At 68.7% G+C, this 24,353-nt stretch carries 20 protein-coding genes; 10 read left to right on the forward strand and 10 right to left on the reverse strand.

The features are described 5' to 3' along the window. Positions 1 to 48 precede the first annotated feature (48 nt). Positions 49 to 1,245, forward strand: a complete 1,197-nt coding sequence (locus tag MCHT01_RS17760; RefSeq protein WP_067066955.1) for a hypothetical protein — start codon at positions 49 to 51, stop codon at positions 1,243 to 1,245. Positions 1,246 to 1,251: 6 nt separating this feature from the next. Here MCHT01_RS17760 and MCHT01_RS17765 read toward each other — a convergent pair whose 3' ends face one another. Next, entirely contained in the window at positions 1,252 to 4,617 is a 3,366-nt protein-coding gene (locus MCHT01_RS17765; RefSeq protein ID WP_084452884.1) for an amidohydrolase family protein, read from the reverse strand. Between the two features lie 180 nt (positions 4,618 to 4,797). On the opposite strand from MCHT01_RS17765, the gene MCHT01_RS17770 reads away from it, so the two are divergent. Then, the gene (locus MCHT01_RS17770) at positions 4,798 to 5,595 is read left to right on the forward strand and encodes an N-acyl homoserine lactonase family protein (RefSeq protein WP_067066957.1); all 798 of its coding nucleotides are present in this window, start codon (positions 4,798 to 4,800) and stop codon (positions 5,593 to 5,595) included. Between the two features lie 129 nt (positions 5,596 to 5,724). Here MCHT01_RS17770 and fusA read toward each other — a convergent pair whose 3' ends face one another. Further along, entirely contained in the window at positions 5,725 to 7,827 is a 2,103-nt protein-coding gene (gene fusA, locus MCHT01_RS17775; protein ID WP_067066959.1) for an elongation factor G, read from the reverse strand. Between the two features lie 389 nt (positions 7,828 to 8,216). Here fusA and MCHT01_RS17780 point away from each other — a divergent pair, with 389 nt between their 5' ends. The 4 genes from MCHT01_RS17780 (at position 8,217) to MCHT01_RS17795 (ending at position 12,502) form a co-directional block, all read left to right on the forward strand. Further along, positions 8,217 to 8,453 (forward strand): hypothetical protein, encoded by a 237-nt coding sequence (locus MCHT01_RS17780; RefSeq protein ID WP_067066961.1) that lies wholly within the window; start codon positions 8,217 to 8,219, stop codon positions 8,451 to 8,453. A gap of 141 nt (positions 8,454 to 8,594) precedes the next feature. Then, a complete protein-coding gene (locus MCHT01_RS17785) occupies positions 8,595 to 9,263 on the forward strand; it encodes a response regulator (protein ID WP_067066964.1) in 669 nt (222 codons plus the stop codon). Next, on the forward strand, positions 9,256 to 11,364 hold the full coding sequence (locus MCHT01_RS17790) for a sensor histidine kinase (protein ID WP_148661593.1): 2,109 nt from the start codon (positions 9,256 to 9,258) through the stop codon (positions 11,362 to 11,364). Before MCHT01_RS17785 ends, MCHT01_RS17790 begins: the two co-directional genes overlap by 8 nt. Positions 11,365 to 11,515: 151 nt before the next feature. Then, on the forward strand, positions 11,516 to 12,502 hold the full coding sequence (locus tag MCHT01_RS17795; RefSeq protein WP_067066968.1) for a YuxH family protein: 987 nt from the start codon (positions 11,516 to 11,518) through the stop codon (positions 12,500 to 12,502). 26 nt (positions 12,503 to 12,528) lie between these two features. Here the strand turns inward: MCHT01_RS17795 and MCHT01_RS17800 are convergent, their stop codons facing one another. Further along, positions 12,529 to 13,050 carry an FKBP-type peptidyl-prolyl cis-trans isomerase gene (locus MCHT01_RS17800; protein ID WP_067066970.1) on the reverse strand — a complete coding sequence of 174 codons (522 nt, stop codon included), beginning with the start codon at positions 13,048 to 13,050 and terminating at the stop codon, positions 12,529 to 12,531. A 58-nt stretch (positions 13,051 to 13,108) separates the two neighbouring features. Here MCHT01_RS17800 and MCHT01_RS17805 point away from each other — a divergent pair, with 58 nt between their 5' ends. The 3 genes from MCHT01_RS17805 to MCHT01_RS25720 all read left to right on the forward strand — a co-directional run bounded on the left by MCHT01_RS17805 (position 13,109) and on the right by MCHT01_RS25720 (position 15,196). Next, positions 13,109 to 14,266: a JmjC domain-containing protein gene (locus MCHT01_RS17805; protein WP_174549067.1), complete on the forward strand. Its 1,158-nt coding sequence runs from the start codon at positions 13,109 to 13,111 to the stop codon at positions 14,264 to 14,266. A 41-nt stretch (positions 14,267 to 14,307) separates the two neighbouring features. Beyond that, positions 14,308 to 14,841 (forward strand): hypothetical protein, encoded by a 534-nt coding sequence (locus MCHT01_RS17810; RefSeq protein WP_067066972.1) that lies wholly within the window; start codon positions 14,308 to 14,310, stop codon positions 14,839 to 14,841. A 157-nt stretch (positions 14,842 to 14,998) separates the two neighbouring features. Further along, positions 14,999 to 15,196 carry a hypothetical protein gene (locus MCHT01_RS25720; RefSeq protein ID WP_084452888.1) on the forward strand — a complete coding sequence of 66 codons (198 nt, stop codon included), beginning with the start codon at positions 14,999 to 15,001 and terminating at the stop codon, positions 15,194 to 15,196. A gap of 192 nt (positions 15,197 to 15,388) precedes the next feature. Here MCHT01_RS25720 and bamC read toward each other — a convergent pair whose 3' ends face one another. The 7 genes from bamC to MCHT01_RS17840 all read right to left on the reverse strand — a co-directional run bounded on the left by bamC (position 15,389) and on the right by MCHT01_RS17840 (position 22,097). Further along, a complete protein-coding gene (bamC, locus tag MCHT01_RS17815; RefSeq protein WP_337958205.1) occupies positions 15,389 to 16,558 on the reverse strand; it encodes an NlpB/DapX family lipoprotein in 1,170 nt (389 codons plus the stop codon). Positions 16,559 to 16,669: 111 nt separating this feature from the next. Further along, positions 16,670 to 17,551, reverse strand: coding sequence for a 4-hydroxy-tetrahydrodipicolinate synthase (gene dapA, locus MCHT01_RS17820; RefSeq protein ID WP_067066976.1), 882 nt, complete (start codon positions 17,549 to 17,551; stop codon positions 16,670 to 16,672). A gap of 62 nt (positions 17,552 to 17,613) precedes the next feature. Further along, positions 17,614 to 18,264, reverse strand: a complete 651-nt coding sequence (locus MCHT01_RS17825) for a class I SAM-dependent methyltransferase (protein ID WP_067066978.1) — start codon at positions 18,262 to 18,264, stop codon at positions 17,614 to 17,616. After that, positions 18,261 to 19,064 carry an SDR family oxidoreductase gene (locus MCHT01_RS17830; protein WP_067066980.1) on the reverse strand — a complete coding sequence of 268 codons (804 nt, stop codon included), beginning with the start codon at positions 19,062 to 19,064 and terminating at the stop codon, positions 18,261 to 18,263. Before MCHT01_RS17830 ends, MCHT01_RS17825 begins: the two co-directional genes overlap by 4 nt. A 52-nt stretch (positions 19,065 to 19,116) precedes the next feature. Further along, a complete protein-coding gene (locus MCHT01_RS27755) occupies positions 19,117 to 19,251 on the reverse strand; it encodes a hypothetical protein (RefSeq protein WP_259375169.1) in 135 nt (44 codons plus the stop codon). A gap of 26 nt (positions 19,252 to 19,277) precedes the next feature. Continuing rightward, complete coding sequence (locus tag MCHT01_RS17835; protein ID WP_067066982.1) at positions 19,278 to 20,513, reverse strand: MFS transporter; 1,236 nt, start codon at positions 20,511 to 20,513, stop codon at positions 19,278 to 19,280. 21 nt (positions 20,514 to 20,534) lie between these two features. Further along, positions 20,535 to 22,097: an amidohydrolase family protein gene (locus MCHT01_RS17840; RefSeq protein WP_169806154.1), complete on the reverse strand. Its 1,563-nt coding sequence runs from the start codon at positions 22,095 to 22,097 to the stop codon at positions 20,535 to 20,537. Positions 22,098 to 22,342: 245 nt separating this feature from the next. Between MCHT01_RS17840 and MCHT01_RS17845 the strand changes: the two genes are divergently transcribed. Next, positions 22,343 to 24,331 (forward strand): DNA topoisomerase IV subunit B, encoded by a 1,989-nt coding sequence (locus tag MCHT01_RS17845; protein WP_067066986.1) that lies wholly within the window; start codon positions 22,343 to 22,345, stop codon positions 24,329 to 24,331. The last annotated feature ends 22 nt before the right edge of the window (positions 24,332 to 24,353 follow it).

A 24,353-nucleotide genomic window follows, 5' to 3' on the forward strand; every position in this document is an offset into this window, starting at 1 on the left:
ACCGACGTCTGGAGACTGCTGGCTTTTGTCTCCACAGAGGTTCAGCCGATGTCCGACGCCAAGCGCCAGCGCCCCCGTTCCCAGCGCGATGACACCACCCAGGTTCCTCCGCCGGGCGAGGCGATGCCCTCGCTCGACGGCCCCGCTGAAGCGCCCGAGGGGCGTGGATCGGTCGAGGAGGGTGAGGCTTCCGACACCGCCCATCCCGCCATCGGTGACGCGACGAACGAGGCGGAGGCCACGGTCGAGGGCGGAGCGGCAGTTGGCGCCTCGGGGGTAATGTCCGCGAACGCCACCGGCTGGGTACTGGCAGGCGCCGCGGGCGTTCTGGGTGTGGTGGCCGCCGCGTCTGGCGGTGGCCACGGATCCAGCGTCCCCGCGATCTCGCAGGTCCTCCAGGAGCCGGTGACGCCTGCTGCACCCAAGCCTGACCAGCCGAAGGCGCAGGACCTCGATCCCGTCGTGCCGACGCAGGAGCGTCCCAGCCTCGAGGTGTCCGAGTTGCCCACGCCCGTGGAGCCGAAGCCGGAGTCGCCGAATCCCTCGGCCGACTTGCCGTCTCCCACTGATCCGGCCCCGGTCCCGGCGCCGGTCCCGAATTCGATCCCGACGCCGACCCTGGCACTGAAGAACGATACGGGGCCCGATCTGACCGGACTCGTCGGCGACGTCGGCGACCTGCGGCGCTTCGCGCACGATGGCCTCACACGCGACGGCACGATCGTCGTCAGTGGGCTGCAGGCGGGCGCGACCTGGGCCTTCAGCCTGGACAGCGGGCGGACCTGGCAAGCCGGCGTCGGTGCCGAGATCAGCTCACGGCAACTGGGCGCCGATGGCGACAAGCAGGTGTGGGTCCGCCAGATCGATGGCGCGGGGCAGATCTCCGAGCATGCGGCCCTCGCGCTGCGGCTGGACACGCACGCGGGCCGCATCACCGTCCAGTTGAGCCACGACGACGGCCCCAGCGCCACGGATGCCATCACGACCGACCCCACCTTGCGGATCGGTGGATTGGAAGCCGGGGCGCTGCTGGTCTGGTTCGGCGTCACCGATCGCGCCTACCACGTCGTCGACGGAGCGCCGGAAATCCGTCTCCCGAGCGCCCTGGGAGACAACTTCTACCCCTTCCTCCGCCAGATCGACGCCGCCGGCAACGAGGGACCGGAACTCGACGTGTTCCGGTTCACCCTGGTGGCCCTCTCGACGAGCGTCGGGACCCCGTCACCGATCACTCCGGTGATCTGAGCTGCGTCAGTCGCCGTGACCGTGGCCGTGCTCGACGCCAGCCGCTTCCGCGTCCACCGGCGCGCTGGCATTGGCACCGTCGAAGAAGAAGGGCTTGCGCGCCTGCTTCCTCGGCCACACCTCGTTCATCGACGGGATGTCGAAGACGCGGCCGCCCTGCATCACCTGCGCGATCCTGTCGCTCTGGCGGATGTCCTTGAGCACATCGCCGTCCAGGATCACCAGGTCCGCCAGCTTGCCCGGTTCCAGCGAGCCGATGTCCTTGTCCAGCCCCAGGTAGCGGGCCGGGTTCAGCGTCGCGGTGCGGATGGCCTCCAGCGAGCTCATGCCGCCCAGGCCCATCATCCACATCTCCCAGTGCGCGCCCAGACCCTCGCGCTGGCCGTGCGCGCCGATGTTCACCGACACGCCGGCCCGCTGCAGTTCGGTCGCGGTCCTCGCGACCTGGATGACGTTGAAGTCCTCCTCCGGCGCGGTCTCGCGACGCACGCTGCGCGGCTCCAGCACCGACTTGGGCACGTACTTGCTCAGGATCGGGTGGCGCCACACGTCCGTGCGCGCGTACCAGTAGTGCTCGCCGTCCAGGCCGCCGTAGGCGACGTTGAGCGTCGGCGTGTAGCCCACCTGCGTCTGCGGCCACAGCTGCTTGACGTCCTCGTAGACCTTGCCCACGGGGAGCGCGTGCTCGATGCCGGTGTGCCCGTCGATGATCATGTTCATGTTCATCTGGAACAGCGAGCCGCCCTCGGGCACCACCATCATCCCGGTCTCGCGCGCGGCCTCCAGCACCTGCTGGCGCTGGTCGCGGCGCGGCTGGTTGTAGCTCTTGACGCTGATCGCGCCGGCGGCCTTCAGGCGCTTCAGATGGGTCTCGGCATCCTCCAGGCTGTTGATCACCGCCGAGAAGTCCGCCTTCGCCCCGTACAGCACCGTGCCGGTCGAGTAGATCCGCGGACCGACGACGCGCCCCGCGCGCTGCATCTCCGACTGCGTGTAGATGTCGCTGGTGCGGTTGGACGGGTCGTGCAGCGTCGTCAGGCCGAAGGCCAGCGAGGCGTAGTTCACCCAGCTCTGCTGCGGAATGATCTCGCTCTCGGCCATGGTGCCGTGCCAGTGGGCGTCGATCAGGCCCGGGATCACCGTCTTGCCGGCCGCCTGGAGGGTCTCGGTGCCCGCGGGAATCGCCACCGACGCGCGCGGTCCGATGGCCGCGATGCGGTCCCCGTCGATCAGGATGGCGCCGTCCTCGATCACCTCGTCGGGCTTGCTCGCGTTCATCGTGACGAGGCGCGCGCCGACGATGGCGATACGGCCCCGCAGCTTGTCCGCCGTCAGCGTCAGGTGGATGGGCGCGCCACGTTCCGCGGGCTTGAAACCGGGCTTCATCGCCTGGTCCAGCGGGACGGTGAACAGCTCGTTGCCCAGGGCGTAGTGCAGCGCGTAGGGTCGGGTCTTGCCGTCGCCCGACCATTGCAGGTCGTCGCCGGCGTTGACGTCCAGCTTCTTGACCGGCATCGCGTCGGCCTTGGGGCCGACGGTCAGCAGCTTGCCGCTGGGCGCCAGCGGCGTGACGTAGGTGTGGAAGCGCTCCGAGAACCCCAGCCACTGCCCGTCCGGCGAGACGGTGAAGACGGTCGCGAACTCGCTCTTGGCGACGGCCACCTCGCTGCGGTCGACCAGGTTCAGGCGGACCAGCTGATGGAAGCTGTCGACCTCGCTGGTGCGCTTGCCGCGGGTGACGTACAGGGTGTCCGAATCGGCGCCGAACTGCGGCGCCTCGCCGTCCTTGGTCACGCGGCGCGGCTGGCTCTTGCCGTCGACCGCGGCCAGGTAGATGCCGGGCTCCAGGCTGTTCCACGGCGAGGTCAGGTAGCCGCCCTTGGCCTTGCGGTAGGCGACGGTCTTTCCATCGGGCGAGAAGGTCGGCGTCAGGTACTTGCCGGGCTCGGGCGTGACCACGGTGTCGCGGCCGCTGGCCAGGTCGAGCACGCGCACGCGGGCCTGGTCGGCGTCGTTCCAGCTGACGTAGACCAGCTGGCGGCCGTCGCGCGAGAAGGCCGGGAAGTACTCGAAGCGCTCGGTCTGCGTGGTCAGGCGTTTGGCCTCGCCGACGGGCTGGCCGTCGCGCAGCTCGCTTGCGTAGAGGTAGCCGGCGGCGGAGAAGATCACCCGCTTGCCGTCCGGCGCGACGCGCACCCAGCGCAGCATGTGGGATTCGAAGGTCGGCGGCGCGACCTCGTGCGCGACGCGCAGCGCGGGCGTGATCTGGCGCTCGTCCCGGACGTGGAAGGGGATCTCCGCGGCACTGGACTTGAACGGATCGATGCGCCACAGCTTGCCCTGCGCCCAGGCCACGACCTGCTTGCTGTCCGGCATCCAGGCGATGCCCGGGTAGACGCCGTGCACCGACCAGGATTCCTGCATATCGCGCTCCAGGCCGGTCCAGACCGGGAACTCGCGACCGGTCTTGAGGTCCTTCAGGAACAGCGCGGTGCGCGCGCCGTCGGCCTCGCGCAGGCGGCGGATGAAGGCCAGGTACTTGCCGTCGGGCGAGGGCGTCGGGCGGATCGCGCCGCCGGGGCCGGTGACGAAGGCCTCGCTGCTGCCGTCGGCCAGGTCCTGGCGGAAGATGCGGAAGATCTCGCCGTTGCTGTCCTTGTTGTATTCGAAGCTGTTGCCCGGCGTCGTGTCCTGCGAGTAGTACAGGTACTTGCCGTCCGGGGAGAGGGCGGGCTCGCCCAGGTCCTTCTGCCAGTTCGGCTTCTCGTTGAGCTGCTGGCCCTTCCCCCCATCGACGTGGTACAGCCAGATCTCGCCGCTGCCCAGCGAGCGCGTGCCGGTGAAGTGCTTGCGCGCGGCGATGTACTTGCCGCTCGGGTGCCAGACCGGGTTGTTGAGCAGGCGGAAGTCCTCGGTGGTGATCGCGCGGGCATTGCTGCCGTCGGCGTTCATGACCCATATGTTGTCGCCGCCACCGGCGTCCGAGACGAAGGCGATCTGCTTGCCGTCGGGCGAGAAGCGCGGCTGCATCTCCCACGCGATCGAGTGCGTCAGCGCCTTGGCCTCGCCGCCCTCGATGGGCATCACGTACAGGTCGCCCAGCAGGTCGAAGACGACCTGCTTGCCGTCGGGACTCACGTCGACCGACATCCAGGTGCCGGTGCGCACGTCCAGCTTCGCGATGCGCTTCTCTCCGGGCGGCTGGTTGACGTTCCACTTGGGGGCCGAGGCGGCGGCCGCCGGCGCCGGGGGCGCATCGGCGGCGAAGGCCGCGGCCTGCAGCGCGAGACCGAAAGCGATCACGCCCGCGCGGGCGGGCGTGACGGTGAAGAGGGTCGAGAACGTCGGCTTCGTGAGCGTCTTGGCAGGCATGCGGCACCCTGGGATGAAGAGTGCCGGCAGCATAGTGGCCGCCTACGGGTCATCCCGACCGGGTTTGCCAGGGCATGACGAATGGCGGTGCGATGCGCGTTCCGCGGGTACGAGCCGGGCCGATGCCGTGGCGTGCGCGGCGTCGCTGGCTATCATTCCCGCCACCACAAGGAGGCTCGGATGAAGACACGCAGCTGGATGGCGCTCGCGGCGGGCGCGCTTCTGTCCCTGACCGCGGCGGCCCAGGAGGTCACGCTGACGCGGCTCGAATGCGGCAACGGGACCAACGACGCCCGACGGTTCAGCGATACCTTCGCGTACACGGACCCGGCCAAGCCCTTCACCTTCAGCTGCTACGTGATCCGGCACGGTGCGGACGTCATGGTGTGGGATACCGGCTACCAGCCGGGCTCGGTGCCCAGCGCGACCAACAAGCCGCTGGCGGACCTGCTGCGGCAGATGAAGGTCGATCCGGCGGAGGTGAAGGTGGTCGGCATCAGCCACTTCCATGCCGACCACACGGGTCAGCTGGACGCGCTCAGGAACGCGACGCTGATGATCGGCAAGCGGGACTGGGACGGCATCACCGCGACCCCGCCCATGGCCGGCGCGAACGCCAAGGGCTTCGAGACCTGGATCGCGGAGAAGCGCAAGGTCGAGCTGCTGACGGCGGACAAGGACGTCTTCGGCGATGGCACGGTGATGATCCTGCGCGCGCCGGGCCACACGCCCGGCCACAGCATGCTGCTGGTGCGCCTGAAGGGCATGGGGCCGGTCATCCTGAGCGGCGACGCGGTCCACTTCCACGAGAACTACGACAACGACGGCGTGCCCGGCTTCAACGACGATCGCGCGCAGACGCTGGCCTCGATCCAGCGCATCAAGGAGATCGCGAAGAACCTCAAGGCGACGCTGATCATCCAGCACGACCCGCGCGACATCGGCAAGCTGCCGCCGTTCCCCGAGTCGGCGAAGTGAGCGCCTGACCGGAATCCGGCGGGGCGACGACCGGCCGATGCCGGTCGCCTGACGCCGAGCGGTGGAACGCACCATGAAGAACGGGCCGCGTCTGCGGCCCGTTGCACCTCATGCGGCCTCAGCCGCGCATCACTTGGCGCGCGACGTCACGATCGCGTCGGCGACGTTCTTCGGCGCCTCGGAGTAATGCTTGAACTCCATCGTGTAGGTCGCGCGACCTTGCGTCGCGGACCGCAGCGCGGTGGAGTAGCCGAACATCTCCGACAGCGGCACCTCGGCCTTGATGATCTTGCCGCCGCCGACCATGTCGTCCATGCCCTGCACCATGCCGCGGCGGCTGGACAGGTCGCCCATCACCGTGCCGGCGTAGTCCTCGGGCGTCTCGACCTCCACGGCCATCATCGGCTCCAGGATCACCGGGCTGGCGCGGCGGCAGGCTTCCTTGAAGCCCATCGAGGCGGCCATCTTGAACGCGTTCTCGTTCGAGTCCACGTCGTGGTACGAGCCGAAGGTCAGCGTGACCTTCACGTCCACGACCGGGTAACCCGCCAGCACGCCGTTGGGCAGCGAGTCGATCACGCCCTTCTCGACGGCCGGGATGTACTCGCGCGGCACCACGCCGCCCTTGATCGCGTCGACGAACTCGAAGCCCTTGCCAGGTTCCTGCGGGTCCAGCGAGAACACCACGTGGCCGTACTGGCCCTTGCCGCCGGACTGGCGCACGAACTTGCCTTCCACGTCCTGCACCGACTTGCGCACCGTCTCGCGGTAGGCGACCTGCGGCTTGCCCACGTTGGCCTCGACGCTGAACTCGCGCTTCATGCGGTCCACGATGATTTCCAGGTGCAGCTCGCCCATGCCGGAAATGATGGTCTGGCCCGACTCCTCGTCCGTGCGCACGCGGAAGGACGGGTCTTCCGCCGCAAGCCGGCCCAGCGCCAGGCCCATCTTTTCCTGGTCGGCCTTGGTCTTGGGCTCCACGGCCTGCGAGATCACCGGCTCCGGGAACACCATCTTCTCCAGCGTGATGATGGCGTCCGGGTCGCACAGGGTCTCGCCGGTGGTGACGTCCTTCAGGCCCACGCAAGCGGCGATGTCGCCGGCCAGGATCTCCTTGATCTCCTCGCGCTGGTTGGCGTGCATCTGCAGGATCCGGCCGATGCGTTCCTTCTTGCCGCGCGTCGGGTTGTAGACCGAGTCGCCCGACTTCAGGATGCCCGAGTACACCCGCACGAAGGTCAGCTGACCCACGTACGGGTCGGTCATCAGCTTGAAGGCGAGGGCGCTGAACTTCTCGTTGTCGTCGGCCTTGCGGGTCGTGTCCTTCTCGTCGTCATCGGTGCCGTGCACCGGCGGGATGTCGATCGGGGAGGGCATGAAGTCGATGACGGCGTCCAGCATGCGCTGCACGCCCTTGTTCTTGAAGGCGGTGCCGCACAGCATGGGCTGGATCTCGCCGGCGATGGTGCGCTGGCGGATCGCGCGGACGATCTCGGCCTCGGTCAGTTCGCCGGACTCGAGGTACTTGTTCATCAGTTCCTCGTCGGCCTCGGCGGCGGCCTCGACCATCTTCTCGCGCCATTCCTGCGCCTGGGCCTGCAGCTCGGCGGGGATGTCCTGGTACTCGAAGCGCATGCCCTGCGAGGCCTCGTCCCAGATGATCGCCTTCATCTTGATCAGGTCGATCACGCCCTTGAACTGGTCCTCGGCGCCGATGGGCAGCACCACCGGCACCGGGTTGGCCTTGAGCCGGTCGACCATCATCTGGCGCACGCGATAGAAGTCGGCGCCGACGCGGTCCATCTTGTTCACGAAGGCCAGACGCGGCACCTTGTACTTGTTGGCCTGGCGCCAGACGGTCTCGGATTGCGGCTGCACGCCGCCGACCGAGTCGTAGACCATCACCGCGCCGTCCAGCACGCGCATCGAGCGCTCCACCTCGATGGTGAAGTCCACGTGCCCGGGGGTGTCGATGATGTTGATGCGGTGCTCCGCATACGAGCGGTCCATGCCCTTCCAGAAGCAGGTCGTGGCGGCGGAGGTGATGGTGATGCCGCGTTCCTGCTCCTGCTCCATCCAGTCCATGGTCGCGGCGCCGTCGTGCACTTCGCCGATCTTGTGATTGACCCCGGTGTAGAACAGGATGCGCTCCGTCGTCGTCGTCTTGCCGGCGTCGATGTGCGCCGAGATGCCGATGTTGCGGTAGTGCTCGATGGGGGTCTTGCGGGACATGGTGGTCTCCAGTGGCAATGAAGGATCGCGGGCGGTCCGAGCGGCCGGCGATCCGGGGAAGCCGACGAATGTACCGAGAAGGGATGACGGTTGTCATCGACCGTTCGGAAGAGCCCGGCGCCGCAGGGGATGAGACGCGTGCTTCTGGCGGCGGCGCGTCGGCTGTGCCTGTCCGCCCGGGCGAGACCTGACCCCGGGTGGCCGCTTCCCCTCGGATCCGTCAAATCCGGATCCGCGAACGATCGAGACGCCTGGCGCGGCCAGTGGTATTGATCACGAACTTCTGGGGGTAATAGCAAATTCGAGCAGGTCACTGCCGAATGTGAGTTATTCGCAAGCGCCGACCCCCGCGACACACTGCCGCCCATCAATTGCGATGGATCGTTGTCATGAAGAACATGTATGCCATTTCGCTGGGTTTGTCGGCGGCCGGGATTGCCTGCGTCTGGATCGATCGCGGGGCCTTGGAAACTCCCTCATTTGAACTGACTGCAATCGGTTATCTGCTCGGCGCCGCGGGCCTGATGCTGCTGCTGATCTGCCTCGGCGCGACCGTCGAGGAATGCCTGAGATCCCCTCGGCGACGGGCTTTCGCGCCCTTCGGCGCGTTCTGGCGGCGTCGCTAGATCCGTGCGATCCGCGCCCTTGGGTGCCCGAATCTGACGATTCGGGGTTTACTTGATTCGGTGATTGCCGGTTGGCCCCATCTCGCGAAACTGTCCCGGCCCTCGGGGTGCCGGGACAACGCGTGAGAAGGAGTCAATCGAATGAGTATCGCCGTGGTGATCATCGAAGACGATCAAACCGTCATGAAACGGTTGGTGGACGTGATTTCGAACAGCAGTTTCTGCGAGGTAATCGGCGTGGCGAAAAATCGTGGGGAAGCCGTCGCGGCGATTCTCGCGAATCGCGCCGACTTGTATGTCGTCGACCTGGGTTTGCCGGACGTCGACGGGGTCGACCTGATCCGGCTGGTCAAGGAGAAGTGTTCCGAGGCGCGCTGCGTCGTGGTGAGCACCTTCGGGGACAGCAAGCATGTGCTGCGCAGCCTGCGGGCAGGGGCCAGCGGCTACCTGCTGAAGGAGGAGATCCAACCCGGCCTGGCCGAGAAGCTGGTCAGCGCCCACAACGGACAGGCGCCGTTGAGCCCCGCGGTCGCGAAGGTGGTGCTGGATCACCACGCCTCGCTCGAGAACAACGAGCGGCCCCAGTTCGACCGCGAGAAGGTGCTCAAGGCCTTCGGCATGGGCGAGCGCGAATGGGAAGTGCTGCGCCATCTGGCCGAGGGCTATCCCATCGCCGAGATCGCCCGCCGCCTGAGCATCTCCCATCACACCGTCAACCAGCATCTGCGCAGCCTGTACCGCAAGCTGGGCGTGAAGTCCCGCGCGATGGCGGCCAATGCGGCGCGGGTCTACGGGCTGATCGATGAATAGCGTCCGACGACGGGGCTCGCTGAAGGCGGTGTGCTTCTGGCTCACCGTCTTCGTGCTGCTGTTGCTGGTCGCGGCGACGAGCAGCCTGGCCACGCGGGTCCACCGGATCGAGGGCGGCCAGGACCTGCAGATCGTGCAGGCGCCGGCCGGTGCCCGCGACGTCGGCCCGGAGCTGTCGCGGTTGCCCGGGCGTCCCGTCGTCGAGCAGGCGCGCGTCGCGCTCCCGTATTTCCGGGACCTCGGTCAGGTGGGCGGGCTCAAGCGGATCCGGCTACGGGTCGACCTGGACCGCTACCTCGCGCGGCCGGCGATCTGCTGCGGCGCGCGCGAGGGCGATCCCGCCGGCGGCGCCTCGCGCAGCCCCGGCGCGAGCCTGCTGATCAGCCAGGCGCTGGACGGCATGGACGTCTATCTGAACGATGTCTGGATCGCGGGGCTGCCCAAGTCGAACGACCAGGTCCGCTACAAGTGGTACCGGCCACTGCAGGCGCCGCTGGCGCGGCGGCTGCTCAAGCCCGAGGGCAACGTCCTCACCCTGGAGCTGACGACCTGGGACCCCCAGGTGCAGATCGCCCCGGTCTACGTGGGCGACATCGACACCATCTCCTACATCTACGAACTGACCTACCTCGTGGGCTCGTCGCTGGCCAGCGCCTCCAACGTGTTCTGTCTGCTGGCGGGCATGTTCATGCTGGGTGCCTGGCTGGCCAGTCGCAAGGACGGCGCGGTGTTCCTGCACGCCGGGGCGACGACGGTGCTGTGGTCGCTGCTGTTCTGGCTGATCCTGCTCCAGCGCGTCCCGTCGTCGCTGATCGAGCTGCGCCTGTGGGCGCAGTACGCCTGCACCGGCGGGGTGGTGGGCGTGCTGACGATGTTCATCTTCGCCTTCATGGACCAGCCGCTGGGACGCCGGGGGCGCGTCGTGCTGATCGGCGCGGCCTCGTTCGCCGCGCTGACCTACCCCTGGCTGGGCCTGCGGGGGCGCGAATGGCTCGACGCCTACTGGCTGCCGGTGCTGCTGCTGTTCCATCTGTACGCCTGCTCGCGCCTGGCCCTGCATGTGGCCCGCACGCGCTCGCGCATGGCGATGTCGCTGCTGTTCCAGTCGGTGCTGGCGCAGGTGTTCGCGCTGCGTGATCACAACGCGGCCCTGCAGCTGGTCCGCGTGCAGGTGCCGGACGCGGGCTGGTCGCTGACGCACCTGCTCGCGACCCCTCTCTTCCTGAGCCACCTGAGCGTGCCACTGCTGCTGTTCGTCGTCGCACAGATCCTGCTGACCAAGTTCCAGGCCAACGTGAAGCGCATCCGGGACAACAACGTCGTCCTCACCGAGACCCTGCGGCAGCGCGAGCGGGAGCTGCTCGTCAGCTACCACCGGCAGCGTGACATGGAGAACGAGGCCGCCGCCCAGGCGGAGCGGGATCGCATCTACCGCGATCTGCACGACGGCATCGGGTCGAAGCTGGTGACGACGCTGTTCAGCGTGCGCGATCGGGACATCGACCATGCGAGGCTGGAGGACCGTCTGCTGGAGGCGCTGCATGATCTGCGCGAGATCATCTCGGTGACCGATGTCCGCGAGCAACGCAGCCTCCATGACGTGCTCTTCACCTACTGCAGCCGGCTCGACGAGGCCTTGAGCCGCGCGGAGTTCCAGGTCGAGTACGACATCCCCGAGGGGCCGGAGTTCGTCCTGCTGGACGACCTGGCGAAGCAGGTGATGCGCATCGTCGAGGAGTCGGTGGCCAACACCATCAAGTACGCCCGCGCGAGCCGGCTGTCGATCCGCATGGGCGTCGGCGCGGACGAGGTCCTGACGCTGTGCATCGAGGACGACGGACGCCCGCGCGAGGCGGTCGCCACGATCGCGCCCTCGTCGACGACGGCGGGAGAGGGGGGCTCGCTCGGCGGCGGCAGCGGCCTGGCCGGGTTGCGGCGGCGCGCCGGGCGCATCGGCGGCGACTTCCATTTCGAGCACACGGCGCAAGGCGCCAGGACCTGTCTGCGCCTGCCGCTGATCCTCGTCGGGCACGCGATCCCGACAAACGAGTCGGTCGCCGACTGCTCTCGGGAGAATGCGCACGCATTGCCACTGAGCTAGGCCATCGAACGCCAGGCCGTTCCTGGAAATACTGGCTGCCCGCCCGATCCCTCGGGCACAGCGGTGCGTTTCCCCGGTCATGCCATTCTCCCGATCCCCTCGCAGCGGCGTCGCGCAGCCTCGGCCGTTTCTCCACCCGGACCCGGCGCGTGTGCGCTTCGCGCGTCAACCCATCGTCGACGGATCGATCGAGCCCCTGGGGCACGAGCTCAGCTTCCGTTGGGGAGACGGCACCCGGCGCAACCCGCCGCCCCCGGGGCCCTATGCGGTCAGCGTGCTGCTGAGCCAGGCACTGCTCGATGGAGGACTCGCGCAACGGCGGCCCGGCCTGCTGTTCGTCGAGATGGAGGCGGCGACCTTGCTCAGTCCGATCGCCGACGTCCTCTGCGGGTCCCTGGGCGTCATCCAGTTGCCGGCCTCGCTGCGCGTCGATCCGTCCGTGACGCGACGCATCGCGCAACTGCATGCGCGAGGCTACCGGTTCGCGCTCGCCGGCTTGACGTCCTCGACGGACGAACGCCTGCAATGGCTGCCGATGCTGGCCTTCCTGAAGCTCGATGCCGCGCTGGCGTCGCCGGGCGGGTGGTCGGACCTGATGACGTTGTCGCGCCGGCACGGTGTGCCGCTGATCGCCGAGCGCGTGGAGGATCCGACCGACTACCTGCGTCTGCGGGAACGGGGTCTGAGGTTCTTCGAGGGGGACTTGATCACGCCGCCGCAGGAGGAGTCGCCGCGGGCCCTTCCCAGTTGCGACATGGACGTGGTGGGGCGGGTCTACGCGCTGGCGCGGCAAGGCGTGCCGCACGACGCGCTGGCGATGCTCGCGGGCTCGGATCCGGCGCTGGTGGTGCGCCTGCTGATGCTGCACCGGATCTACGCGGGCGCGGACCCGCGCCCGGCGACGCTGACGGAGGTGCTGGCCGGCTTCCCGATCGACGTGCTGGTGGGCTGGCTGCACATCCTGCGCGCCTGCACTTTCGACCTCACGCCCAGCGGGCAGACCTGGTCGGTCGCGGTCCGCGAGCAGATCTACAACTACCGGGCACGGCTGATCGTCGCGCGGGCCTGCGGCAGCCCGGTCGAACTGGAAGCCAAGGTGTTCGATCTGTACCGACGCCTGTGCTCGCGCGAGCCGTGAAGGCTCGCGCGGGATCGGTCAGCGGCTCAGTGAAGCGAGTCGTCCGGGCCGGGGCCGTTCGCCACGGAGAAGCCGGAGTCGCCCAGCGTGCCGGCCTCGATCTCCTCCTCCGTCGCTTCACGCACGTCGCAGACGGTGACGTGAATGCGCAGGCCGATGCCGGCCAGCGGATGGTTGCCGTCCAGCACGACGTGCTCGGGATAGACCTCGGTCACGGTGTAGATGCGGTCGGCGGGCATGTCCGGGGTGGACGCGCCTTCAGGCAGTCCTTCGAACTGCATGCCGACCTCGACGTTCTCGGGGAACACCTCGCGGGGCTCGAAGCAGACCAGGTCGCTGTCGTACTCGCCGAAGGCATCCTCGGGCTCCAGCGCGACGCTGACTTCGTCGCCGACGACCTTGTCGACCAGCGCTTCCTCGACCTTCGCGAACAGGTCCTCGCCGCCGTAGAAGAATTCCATCGCCGGGTCCAGTACCTCGACGGATTGGCCTTGGGCGTCCTCGAGTCTCCAGGTCAGGGAGACGACGCAGGGGGCAGTGATTTGCATCGCGCGATTGTCTCATCATGACCCCCGGGCCTGTCGCGTCGAAGGACAATGCGCCCCCATGACCGCGAAGACCTCTCCCTCCTCCCTCCCGCCGATCGACGGCAAGACGCCACTGCTGGGCGGGCTCAGCCCGGCCCAGTTCATGAAGCGGCACTGGCAGAAGCAGCCGCTGCTGGTTCGCCAGGCGCTGCCGGGCGTGCAGCCGCCGATCGACCGCGCCGGCCTGGCACGTCTGGCCGCGAGCGAGGACGTGGAGTCTCGCCTCGTCGCCCAGCAGAGCGGCGATCGCTGGACGATGCGTCAGGGCCCCATCGCCAAGCTCCCAGCCTGGAGCAAGTCGCAGTGGACTCTGCTGGTCCAGGGCCTGGACCTGCACGTGCCGGCCGCGCATGCGCTGCTGAGCCGCTTCCGGTTCGTCCCCGAAGCCCGACTGGACGACCTGATGCTGTCCTATGCGAGCGACGGTGGTGGCGTCGGCCCCCATTTCGACTCGTACGACGTCTTCCTGATCCAGGTCAGCGGCAAGCGGCACTGGCGCATCGGCCGGCTCGGCGTGTCGACGACCGGTGCCCTGCGCGAGGACGTGCCGCTGAAGGTGCTGTCCGACTTCGAGCCCGAGCAGGAGTTCACCCTCGAGGCGGGCGACATGCTCTATCTGCCGCCGGGCTGGGCCCATGATGGCGTGGCCGTCGGCGGCGACTGCATGACGGCGTCGGTGGGTTTCCGCTCGCCGTGGCGCAGCGAACTGGCGAACGAGTTGCTGGTCCGCCTGACCGATGACGAGGAGGCGCCGCGCGGCGATCGGATGTACATGGATCCGCGCCAGACTGCGACGGCGGAGCCCGGGCGCATCCCCGAGCAGTTGCTGAGCTTTGCGCGCGAGGCCGTGATGAAGGCGGCGTCCCAGCCGCTGGCGCTGGAGCGCGCGCTGGGCGAGGCGCTGACCGAGCCCAAGCCGCGGGTCTTCTTCGAACCGGGTGAAGCGCTGCCCGTCGGTCAGGGCGCGCAGCTGAGCGCGCGGACGCGGATGATGTACGACGCCGCGCACATCTTCATCAATGGACAGTCCTTCCGTGCCGGCGGCCGCGACGCGACCCTGATGCGGCGCTTCGCGGACCAACGCGCGATGAGCGCGGCCGAGGTTCGCCGGCTCAGCGATGGCGCGCGCGAATTGCTGGACCAGTGGACCGAGGACGGCTGGGTCCTGCCCGCCTGATCCGACGCTGGCCGACCGACCCATTCCCGCAGGAGAACGCCATGTCTGAGGCATCCGCCCATCCGGCTCCGAATCCGGGTGCGATCCGCACCGGGTTGGTCGAATCCGCCGACGAGGTTCGGCAAATGCTGCAGCAAGCGCTGCTGCTGACGGCGGAACAGGGCGGTCGCGAGCTGTGCTGGATGGATCCGGACTTCAGCGCCTGGCCGCTCTCCGATCCGGCCCTGCTCGATGCGCTGCACCGGTGGGCCTTGCCCCATCGGCGGCTGCGGCTGCTCGCCGCCGACTACGAACCGCTGCGCCGCGTCCATCCGCGCTTCGTCCAATGGCGGCAGTTGCACGACCATGTGGTCGCCGCCCGTGCCTACGATCCCGCCGAAGCGCTGGACCGCAGCCAACCCGCGCCACAGGGACTGGTGCTGGCACCTGGATTGCTCGCGATGAGGGTGTGGTCACCCGTGAGGGCTTCCTTGAGCCTGCGTGACGCCCGGGACGAGGCCTCGGCGCGCCAGTGGTTTGACGCTATTGAGCAACGGTCTGCCGATTCGTTCGCCAGCAGCACCCTGGGCTTGTAAGGAGATTACAAACTGGTGGCTATAATCGTTGGCTAGGCGAGGGAAGCGCTCGAGGTTTCTCGCGTCTTGGTCTGCTGAAGTTCGTACTCGTACTCTGGTACGACTTCATTAATTACCGGTAATTGATTGTTCGTCTAAAAGTTACTTGAGGACAAGTATGAAAAAGTCGATCCTGATGGCCTCCCTGCTGGCCGCTGTTGCTCTGACCGCTTGCGGCAAGAAGGAAGAAGCCGCTCCCGTGGCGACGCCCGCTCCGGAAGCTTCGGCTCCCGCCGTTGAAGCTTCGGCCCCCGCCGTTGAAGCTTCGGCTGCTGCCTCGGACGCTTCGGCTCCCGCTTCGGCCGCCAGCAACTAAGACGATCACTCGTCTCGAGAAAGCCGCATGGGTTCGCCCATGCGGCTTTTTCTTTGCTCGAATGTTTCTGAGGGGCGCTCGCCGTCGGGTACTCGCACCGCTGGTATTTGAGTGGATATAGACGTCGCCCCAATGAAAAACGCCACCCGAGGGTGGCGTTTTGTTTTGCGCAAACTGATGGCGTACGCCTGATCAGCGGACGTCTTCCATCAGCAGCTGCAGGATGCGCTTGGCCAGCTCGTTGGTCTGTTGCTGACCCTTGTCGTCCAGGACCAGGACCGTGGATTTGTTGCCCTCGGACTTGACCGCCACACGGTAGCGGACTGCCGACGAGGCGCCGGTCGCGCCGAACAGCTTCTGGAAGAAGTTCGGTTCTTCCTTGCCGGCCTGGTTCGGGTCGGCGTAGCGCAGGAAGAACAGGCCTTGCTTGCGGTCGCGGTCCTCGATGGTGAAGCCGTGGCGGTCCAGCGATTGTCCGACCCGGCGCCAGGCGCGGTCGAAGTCCTCGTTGATCTGGAGCTGATCCGGCACGTCGGCCAGCGACTTGGGCACGTTGCCGCTGGTCGCGACGGCGCCGAAGCCCTGCTGGGGAGGCTGCTTGGCCTCGGCCACGGCCTTGGCGTCGTCTTCCTTGCCGCCGAGCTTCAGCATCAGGCGCGACATCATCTCGGCCTCGAGCTGCGGGTCCGCGGGGCGGGGCTGCCAGGCGGTGTCGTCCTTCTGGGTGTTGGTGTAGACCTCCACCATGCCGCGGTGCGTCACGTAGATGTCCGTGCCACCTTGCTCGTTGCGCTCCAGGCGAGTGCGGAAGCGGTCGCGCTCACCCGTCGAGTACAGCGAATCCAGCAGGCTGCCGACCGTCTTGCGGATGAAGTCCATCGGCAGCTTGGCGCGGTTCTCGGCCCAGCTGGTTTCCATCATGCCGACGTTCTGGTCCTCGGTCTCGATCGAGAAACCGCGGTCTTGCCAGAAGCCCTTGATCTGCGGCCAGAGTTGCTCCGGCGGCAGCGAGCTGTGCAGCCAGCGGGCATTCCCCAGGCGCTCGTAGCTGACGCTGCCGGCCTTGTCCAGGGCGACGCTGCCAGGGCCGCCGGCGGTGGCGGCGACGGTGCGCTGGCCGGCCGGTTGCGCGGCCAGCTGGGCGGCGCTGATCGGGCCGGTGGGACGGTTCTCGCGGGGCAGTTGGGTCAGATCGGGCGGCACGTCCAGACCGGTGGTCTGGCGGGCCTGGCCACGGTAGTCGACCTTGTCGCCCGAGGTCATGCTGTCGAACGTGCTGCACGCCGTCAGCGAGGCCAGTGCCATCAAGCAGGCCACGCGCACCGGGGTGGAGGCGCCGGTTTCGGAAAGGGAACGAGTCACGCTAGACATCTCCAAGGGTTCGCTGCGGCGCGGTGCCGCTTCAGGAAATCGGGTGAAAACTGCGGGTAAAGGCTGAGAGAGGGCCGTGCCGGCTCGCACCGGCGTCCGCGATTAGAGCAGGCCGGCCTCGCGCATGGCGCCTTCCACCAAGGTGGCGCCCGACGCCGTCAGCGGCGTCAGGGGCAGGCGCAGGTGGTTGCTGCTGCGGCCCAGCTTGTTCAGGGCCCACTTGGTCGGGGCGGGGCTGGGTTCGCAGAACAGCTGCTTGTGCAGGCCCAGCAGCTTGAAGTGGAGCACGGTGGCCTCGCGCACGCGGCCTTCGATCGCGGCCATGCACATCTCGTGCATGGCCTTGGGGGCGACGTTGGCGGTGACGCTGACCGAGCCGCGGCCGCCCATCAGCATCATGGCGATGGCGGTGCCGTCGTCCCCGGAGTAGATGGAGAAGCCCTTGGGGGCGTGCTTGACCAGCCAGGCGGCGCGCTCGATGTTGCCGGTGGCTTCCTTGATGCCGAACACGCCGGGCAGGGCGGCGCAGCGGATGGCGGTCTCGGGGAGCATGTCCGCAACGGTCCGGCCGGGCACGTTGTACAGCATCATCGGAATGTCGACCGCCTCGGCGATCGCCTTGAAGTGCTGGTAGATGCCTTCCTGCGAGGGCTTGTTGTAGTAGGGGACGACCGACAGCGTGGCGTCGGCGCCGACCTGCTTGGCGAAGCGGCTGAGCTCGATGGCCTCGGCCGTGGCGTTGGCGCCGGTACCGGCCAGCACGGGCTTGCGGCCCTTGACGTGTTCCACCGCGACGCGGATGACCTCGCGGTTCTCTTCCATCGTCACCGTCGGGGACTCGCCCGTCGTGCCGACGACACCGATGACGTCGGTGCCCTGGTCGATGTGCCAGTCGATCAGACTGCGGAGCCCATCGAAATCGATGCGGCCGTCTTCGTGCATCGGCGTGACCAGCGCGACGATGCTGCCAACAATTGCGTTCATTGAGGATTCCTCGTGATCGGCGGATTCTACTGAAGCGGCGGGCCGCTCCCGGCGGCTCGCGCTCAGCGCAGCCGATACCTGGGGAAGACCCCGCCCGGCGGGCCGTCCGGCGCGCTCCCGGGCGACGGATTTTCGCGAACGGCAGCAACGCGCTGGACGTAACGCCCGTTGACGCCGCCGTCCGGGGCCGACGGCCCGGGCGTCTCGATGAATCCGTCCTCGTAGGCGACCACGCGCAGGCCGCGGACGACCTCGAGCAGTTCCCCGGGCCGCAAGAGGAAGTCCGGTCGCGAGGGCCGGCCGATGGACTGCTGTCCATCGGTAAAGGTTTCGTAAATCAGCCAGCCGCCCGGGGCGACGGCCGAGACCACGCGCGGCAGCAGCGGCCGCCACAGGTAGTTCGTGACCACGACCGCGTCGAACCCGCGGTCCTGGAGCGGCCAGGGGCCTTGCTCGATGTCGGCCTCCAGAAGCTCCACGCCGGCGGGCAGGGCGGCCGTCGCCGACCAGGCCGCCAGTCCGGCGAGCGCTTCGCCGTCGCGATCCACCCCGCACAGCCGCAGGCCGGCCTGCGCGAGCGGCCGCAGGTGGCGCCCCGAGCCGCAGGCCAGGTCCAGCACGGACGCGCCCGCGCGCCAGTCGCGCGCCCAGCGCAGCACCCAGTCGCTGGGCGCGGCGAGGGGCGACGGCGTTGATGGATTCACCAGGCTCATGCGGGCCGCTGCTCCTTCTTGAGCGCCTTCATGGCCATGCGGTCGACCATGGCCGGCGCCAGCAGCTTGAGCCAGCGGCCCAGCTTGCCCTTGGCGGTCATGACGATGTCGCGCTCGCGGGCGAGGGTGCCGTCCAGGATCAGCTTGGCGCATTCCTGGACCGTCATCGCGCCGCGCTCGTCCAGGCTGCTCAGGCCCGCGGCCTTGCCTTGCGCGTTGAAGCCCCGATAGCGGATCTGGGTGTCGACCACGCCGGGATAGGCGATGGTCACGCTGACGCCGTCTCCGGCCAGCTCGGTGCGCAGCGCCTCGAAGAAGCCGGTCATGGCGAACTTGCTGGCGCTGTAGGCCGTGCGGCCGGGGATGCCGAGCAGCCCCGCCAGGCTGGACACCGCGACGATGCGGCCCTTGGAGGACTTGAGCGCCGGCAGCGCCGCCTGGGTGCACCAGGCCGAGCCCCACAGGTTGATCTGCATCAGGCGCTGGTACCAGGCCAGGTCCTTGACCTGGTCGAACAGCGCATGGGCGGACATGCCGGCGTTGTTCACCAGCACGTCGATCGCGCCGAAGGCGCCCAGCGTCGCGTGGATCAGCGCCTGGCAGTCGTCCTGGGACTCGACGTCGCAGCGCTGCACCAGGGTGCGGGCGCCCAGCGCCTCGCAGTCGGCGGCCACCTGCTCGAGCTTGTCGACGCTGCGCGCCGCCAGGACCAGCGTGAGCTTGGCGCCCTCGCGCCGCGCCCATTGGCGGGCCAGTTCCGCGCCGATGCCGTCGGAGGCGCCGGTGATGATCACGACCATGTGCTTGTCTCCATCCCTGTTGTGATTGCTCTCGAAACCGATCCGGCCGGGCTCAGAAGCAGGCCCAGAGCCGGTCCGCCAGCTGCTGCATCAGCGAAGGCTGCGAATAGGCCAGGAAGACCGCCCCCAGCACCGCCAGGACCGCCAGCCAGCCCAGGGTCTTGAGGAGCAACGGACGTGCCTTCATGGGGGGGCGGGTCTTGCGATCGGGGCTCAGGCGGCGGCCGGCGCGGGCTGGCGCGCGATCGCCGACTCGCGCACCGGGAGGTTGGCCAGCATCGCCATGACGCCCAGGGCGATGGCCAGGTACCAGACCACGTCGTAGGAGCCGGTCGCGTCGTAGAGCTTGCCGCCCAGCCACACGCCCAGGAAGCTCCCGATCTGGTGGCTGAAGAAGACGAAGCCGCCCAGCATCGACATGTGCTGCACGCCGAAGATCTGCGCCACGATGGCGTTGGTCGGCGGCACGGTCGACAGCCACAGCACGCCCATCACGGCGGCGAAGACATAGACGCTGACGGGGGTCAGCGGCGCGCTCAGGAAGATCACGATGGCGATCGAGCGCAGGAGGTAGATGCCCGAGAGCAGGTAGCGCTTGGGCAGGCGCTGGCCCAGCGTGCCGGCGGCGTAGGTGCCGAAGACGTTGAACAGCCCGATCAGCGCCAGCGCATTGGTCGCGACCTGCGGCGACAGACCGTGGTCCTTCAGGTAGCTGGGCATGTGCACGCCGATGAAGACCACCTGGAAGCCGCAGACGAAGTAGCCCAGCATCAGCAGCTGGAAGCTGCGGTAGCCGAAGGCCTCGCGCAGGGCCTGGCCGATGCTCTGGTGATGGGCGCCGTGGGCCGCGTCGCGGGCCGGCTCGCGCAGGCCGAAGGCCAGCGGAATGATCAGGCAGGCGGCGAGGGACAGCACGAACAGCGCGTTCTGCCAGCCGCCGTAGCCGATCAGCCAGTTCTCCACCGGCACCATCAGGAACTGGCCGAAGGAGCCCGCCGCCGCGGCCACGCCCATGGCCCAGGAGCGCTTCTCGGGCGGGACGTTGCGACCGATCACCCCGTAGACGACCGCGTAGGTGGTGCCCGACTGCGCCAGGCCGATCAGCACCCCGGCGCTGCCGAGGAAGCCGGCCGAGGTCGAGGAGACCGCCATCAGCGCCAGGCCCGCCGCGTACAGCAGCGCCCCGACGACCAGCACGCGCAGCGCGCCGAAGCGGTCGGCCAGCATGCCGGCGAAGGGGCCGGCGGCGCCCCAGGCCAGGTTCTGGACCGCCAGTGCCAGCGAGAAGGCCTCCCGCGTCCAGCCCCGGTCGACGGTGATCGGGGTCAGCCACAGGCCGAAGCCGTGCCGGATGCCCATCGACAGCGTCACGATGGCCGCGCCGCAGATCAGCACCTGTCGCAGGCTCAGGGTCCGCGCCGCGGGAAGGGAGGGGGAGGTCGCGCTCATGTCGCGAATGTAGTGGCTCCGTCAGGCGGTGGCTGACGCCTGTTTGACTGCCGCGCTCGCCGTCGTGGACTTGCGGTTCGAGGCCTTGGCCGTGGTCGAGGGTTTACCCGCGGCGGCGCTCCTGGTCCTGGCCGCGGCGCTGCTGGTCTTGCCCTTCGTGCCGGCCTTGGGCGTGGCTTTCGCGCCGGACTTCGCGCCGGACTTGGCGCCCGACTTCGCGGTCGACTTCTTGCCTGTCGCCTTTTTCCCGGACGAGGGCTTGGCGTTGAGCGCGTTGTCTTCCTCGCCGGCCGTCGCGGCCACGTCGTCGAGCTGCGTCAGCACGCGCCCCTGCTTGATGCGCAGCAGCGGCTTGTCCAGCGCGTCCAGGTCCTCCAGCGGGTTGCCGATCAGCACCAGGAAGCTGGCTTCGCAGCCGGGCTGGAAGCAGCCCAGCTTGCGCTTGGGGAAGAGCGCCTGCGGGGTGTCGATGGTCGCCATCCTCAGCAGCGCGGGCTTGTCCAGCACGCCCAACTGGTCGAGGTGGTGCACCTCGTTCAGCGCATTGCCGGTGAACAGGTCCGAGCCCACCAGCAGCCGGGCGCCGGCGTTGCGCAGCAGCTCGACGTTGCGCTTCTGGACAGCCTCGATGCGGGCCAGCAGCTCGGGGGGCGGATTGAACAGCCGCGTCGCGACCGTGGCGGTGACGATGCCGACCTTCTTCTCGGCCGCCAGGGCGGCGACCTCGGGCGAGAGCAGGTGCGACTCGGGTTCCTCGCCGTGCTGCGGGAAGTAGCCGGGCAGCTCGGCGATGAAGTCGGCGCCGGCGCGCACGGCGGCCTCGAAGTCGGCGGCGCTCTCGATGTGGACCACCACCCGGCGGTTCTCGGCATGGGCGCGGCGCACGACCTCGGCCACCACGGCCGGCGTCACGCCCAGCTTGCCGCGCTCCTCGGCGACGCCGCGCAGCTCGGGGCGGTCGTGGTAGCTCATGATGACCTTGACCAGGTCGCTGCGGCGGCCGGCGATCAGCGGCCACTTGCGGCCCACGTCGTCCGGCGTGTCCATGATCAGCACCGCCTTGTCGACGATCTGGTCCAGCGACATCGGCGGGTTGCCCGACTGCAGCATCGCCAGCGGCTGGCCGTCGGACGAGGTGATGCAGGCGGTGGCGAACAGCACATCCGGCGTCTCCGGCTGGGCGATGCGGTCGCGGATGGGGCCGACGGACTCCGGGTCGGCGCAGAGCATGGCGGCGTAGAACACGCCGTCGCGCAGGTAGTCTTGGCCGAACTTGGCCAGGCCCCAGGCGCTCTGCAGGTTGTGGTTGTGGGCGTCGGCCAGCGGCGGCACCAGCACCTGGCCGCGCAGCTCCAGCAGCCGGTTGACCTTGCGCGGACGCTGGGCGACGAAGCGGCCGTCCTCGACGTAGAGCGAGCCGCTCTGCAGCTTCTCGCCGTCGAACCAGCGGGCGTGGCGCAGCTCCATCGCCATCTGCGGGCTGGCCTTGTAGTCGTCGGCGGCGGCGGGGCCGGACAGCACCGCCAGCAGGGCGGCCACGGCCGCGGCCAGCGCCGGCCGCACGGATTGCATCAAACGGGACATCTCACCTGGGATTGATTGGGGTCCTCGCGGCGCCTCGACCAGGGCGAGGGGCGGCGGACAAGCCGCGGATGCTACGTCAGCGACCGGGCCCGGTTTTTCTCCGATCGGTAACCGGACGTGCCGGGCCGGGCGGCGCGTGCGCCCTGCGCGCGTCCGGGGCCTCACCCCCTCGATTTCCCCCATGGGAATGACACGGGAGGGAGAGCGGTCGGGAGCGCCGCGGACGCTGCATAGAATCCCGCCCCATGGCAACCAAAGCAGTCACCCCGCCGGGCAGCTACGGCGAAGGCTCGATCCGCGTCCTCAAGGGCCTGGAGCCGGTCAAGCAGCGCCCGGGCATGTACACCCGGACCGACAACCCCCTGCACATCATCCAGGAGGTGATCGACAACGCGGCCGACGAGGCGCTGGCCGGACACGGCAAGCGCATCGCGGTCATCCAGCACACCGACGGCTCGGTCACGATCGAGGACGACGGCCGCGGCATCCCCTTCGGCCTGCACCCCGAGGAAGGCGTCCCCGTCGTGGAGATCGTCTTCACCCGGCTGCACGCCGGCGGCAAGTTCGACAAGGGCAGCGGCGGCGCGTACAGCTTCTCCGGCGGCCTGCACGGCGTGGGCGTGTCCGTCACGAACGCGCTGGCCAAGCGCCTGCAGGTGACGGTCTACCGTGAAGGCCAGGTCGCGACGCTGGCCTTCTCCGGCGGCGACGTGGTCGAGCCGGTGGCCGCCCGCAAGGCCGAGCTCAAGGCCGGCGACCGCAAGCAGGGCACGACGGTGCGTGTCTGGCCGGACGCCAAGTACTTCGAGGCCTCGGACCTGCCCAAGAACGAGCTGATCCATCTGCTGCGCTCCAAGGCCGTGCTGATGCCCGGCGTCACCGTGACGCTGACGCAGGAGAAGACCGGCGAGACCCAGACCTGGACCTACAAGGGCGGCCTGCGCGACTACCTGATGCAGTCGCTCCCCGCCGACCCGCTGATCCCGCTCTTCGAGGGCGAGCAGTTCGCGACGGCGTCCGAGAGCGAGAACTTCGCCGAGGGCGAGGGCGCCAGCTGGTGCGTGGCCTTCACCGAGGAAGGCCAGATCATGCGCGAGAGCTACGTCAACCTGATCCCGACGGTGGCCGGCGGCACGCATGAATCGGGCCTCAAGGACGGCCTGTTCGGCGCGGTCAAGGGCTTCATCGAGATGCACGCGCTCGCGCCCAAGGGCGTGAAGCTGATGGCCGAGGACGTGTTCTCGCGCGCCAGCTTCGTGCTGTCGGCCAAGGTGCTGGACCCGCAGTTCCAGGGCCAGACCAAGGAGCGGCTGAACTCGCGCGACGCGCTGCGCCTGGTGTCGGCTTTCGTGAAGCCGGCGCTGGAGCTGTGGCTCAACCAGCACGTCGAGCATGGGAAGAAGCTGGCCGAGCTGGTCATCAAGCAGGCGCAGACCCGTCAGCGCGCGGCGCAGAAGGTCGAGAAGCGCAAGAGCTCCGGCGTGGCCGTGCTCCCGGGCAAGCTGACCGACTGCGAGAGCACCGACCTGCTGCACAACGAGCTCTTCCTGGTCGAGGGCGACTCGGCCGGCGGCTCCGCCAAGCTGGGGCGCGACAAGGAGACCCAGGCCATCCTGCCCCTGCGCGGCAAGGTGCTGAACTCCTGGGAGATCGAGCGCGACCGGCTGTTCGCCAACAACGAGATCCACGACATCTCGGTGGCCATCGGCGTGGACCCGCACGGCAAGAACGACTCGCCGGACCTGAGCGGTCTTCGCTACGGCAAGATCTGCATCCTGTCGGACGCGGACGTGGACGGCGCCCACATCCAGGTGCTGCTGCTGACGCTGTTCTTCCGGCACTTCCCCAAGCTGATCGAGACCGGCCACGTCTACGTGGCGCGGCCGCCGCTGTTCCGCGTGGACGCCCCCGCTCGCGGCAAGAAGCCGGCCGCCAAGCTCTACGCGCTGGACGAGGGCGAGCAGACCGCCATCCTGGACAAGCTGCGCAAGGAAGGCGCCCGCGAGGGCAGCTGGAGCATCAGCCGCTTCAAGGGCCTGGGCGAGATGAATGCCGAGCAGCTCTGGGACACGACGCTCAATCCCGAGACCCGCCGCCTGCTGCAGGTGCAGTATGGCGAGCTGGAGATCGGCGACACCGAGGGCGCGATGAACAAGCTGATGGGCAAGGGCGAGGCGGCCGCGCGCCGCGAGCTGATGGAGCTGCACGGCGACGCCATCGAGGTGGACGTCTGAGCGGCCCGTCCGCGACGACCCG

This window comes from Mitsuaria chitosanitabida ATCC BAA-476 = NBRC 102408 (genome assembly GCF_001598255.1).
Classification (GTDB): domain Bacteria; phylum Pseudomonadota; class Gammaproteobacteria; order Burkholderiales; family Burkholderiaceae_C; genus Roseateles; species Roseateles chitosanitabidus.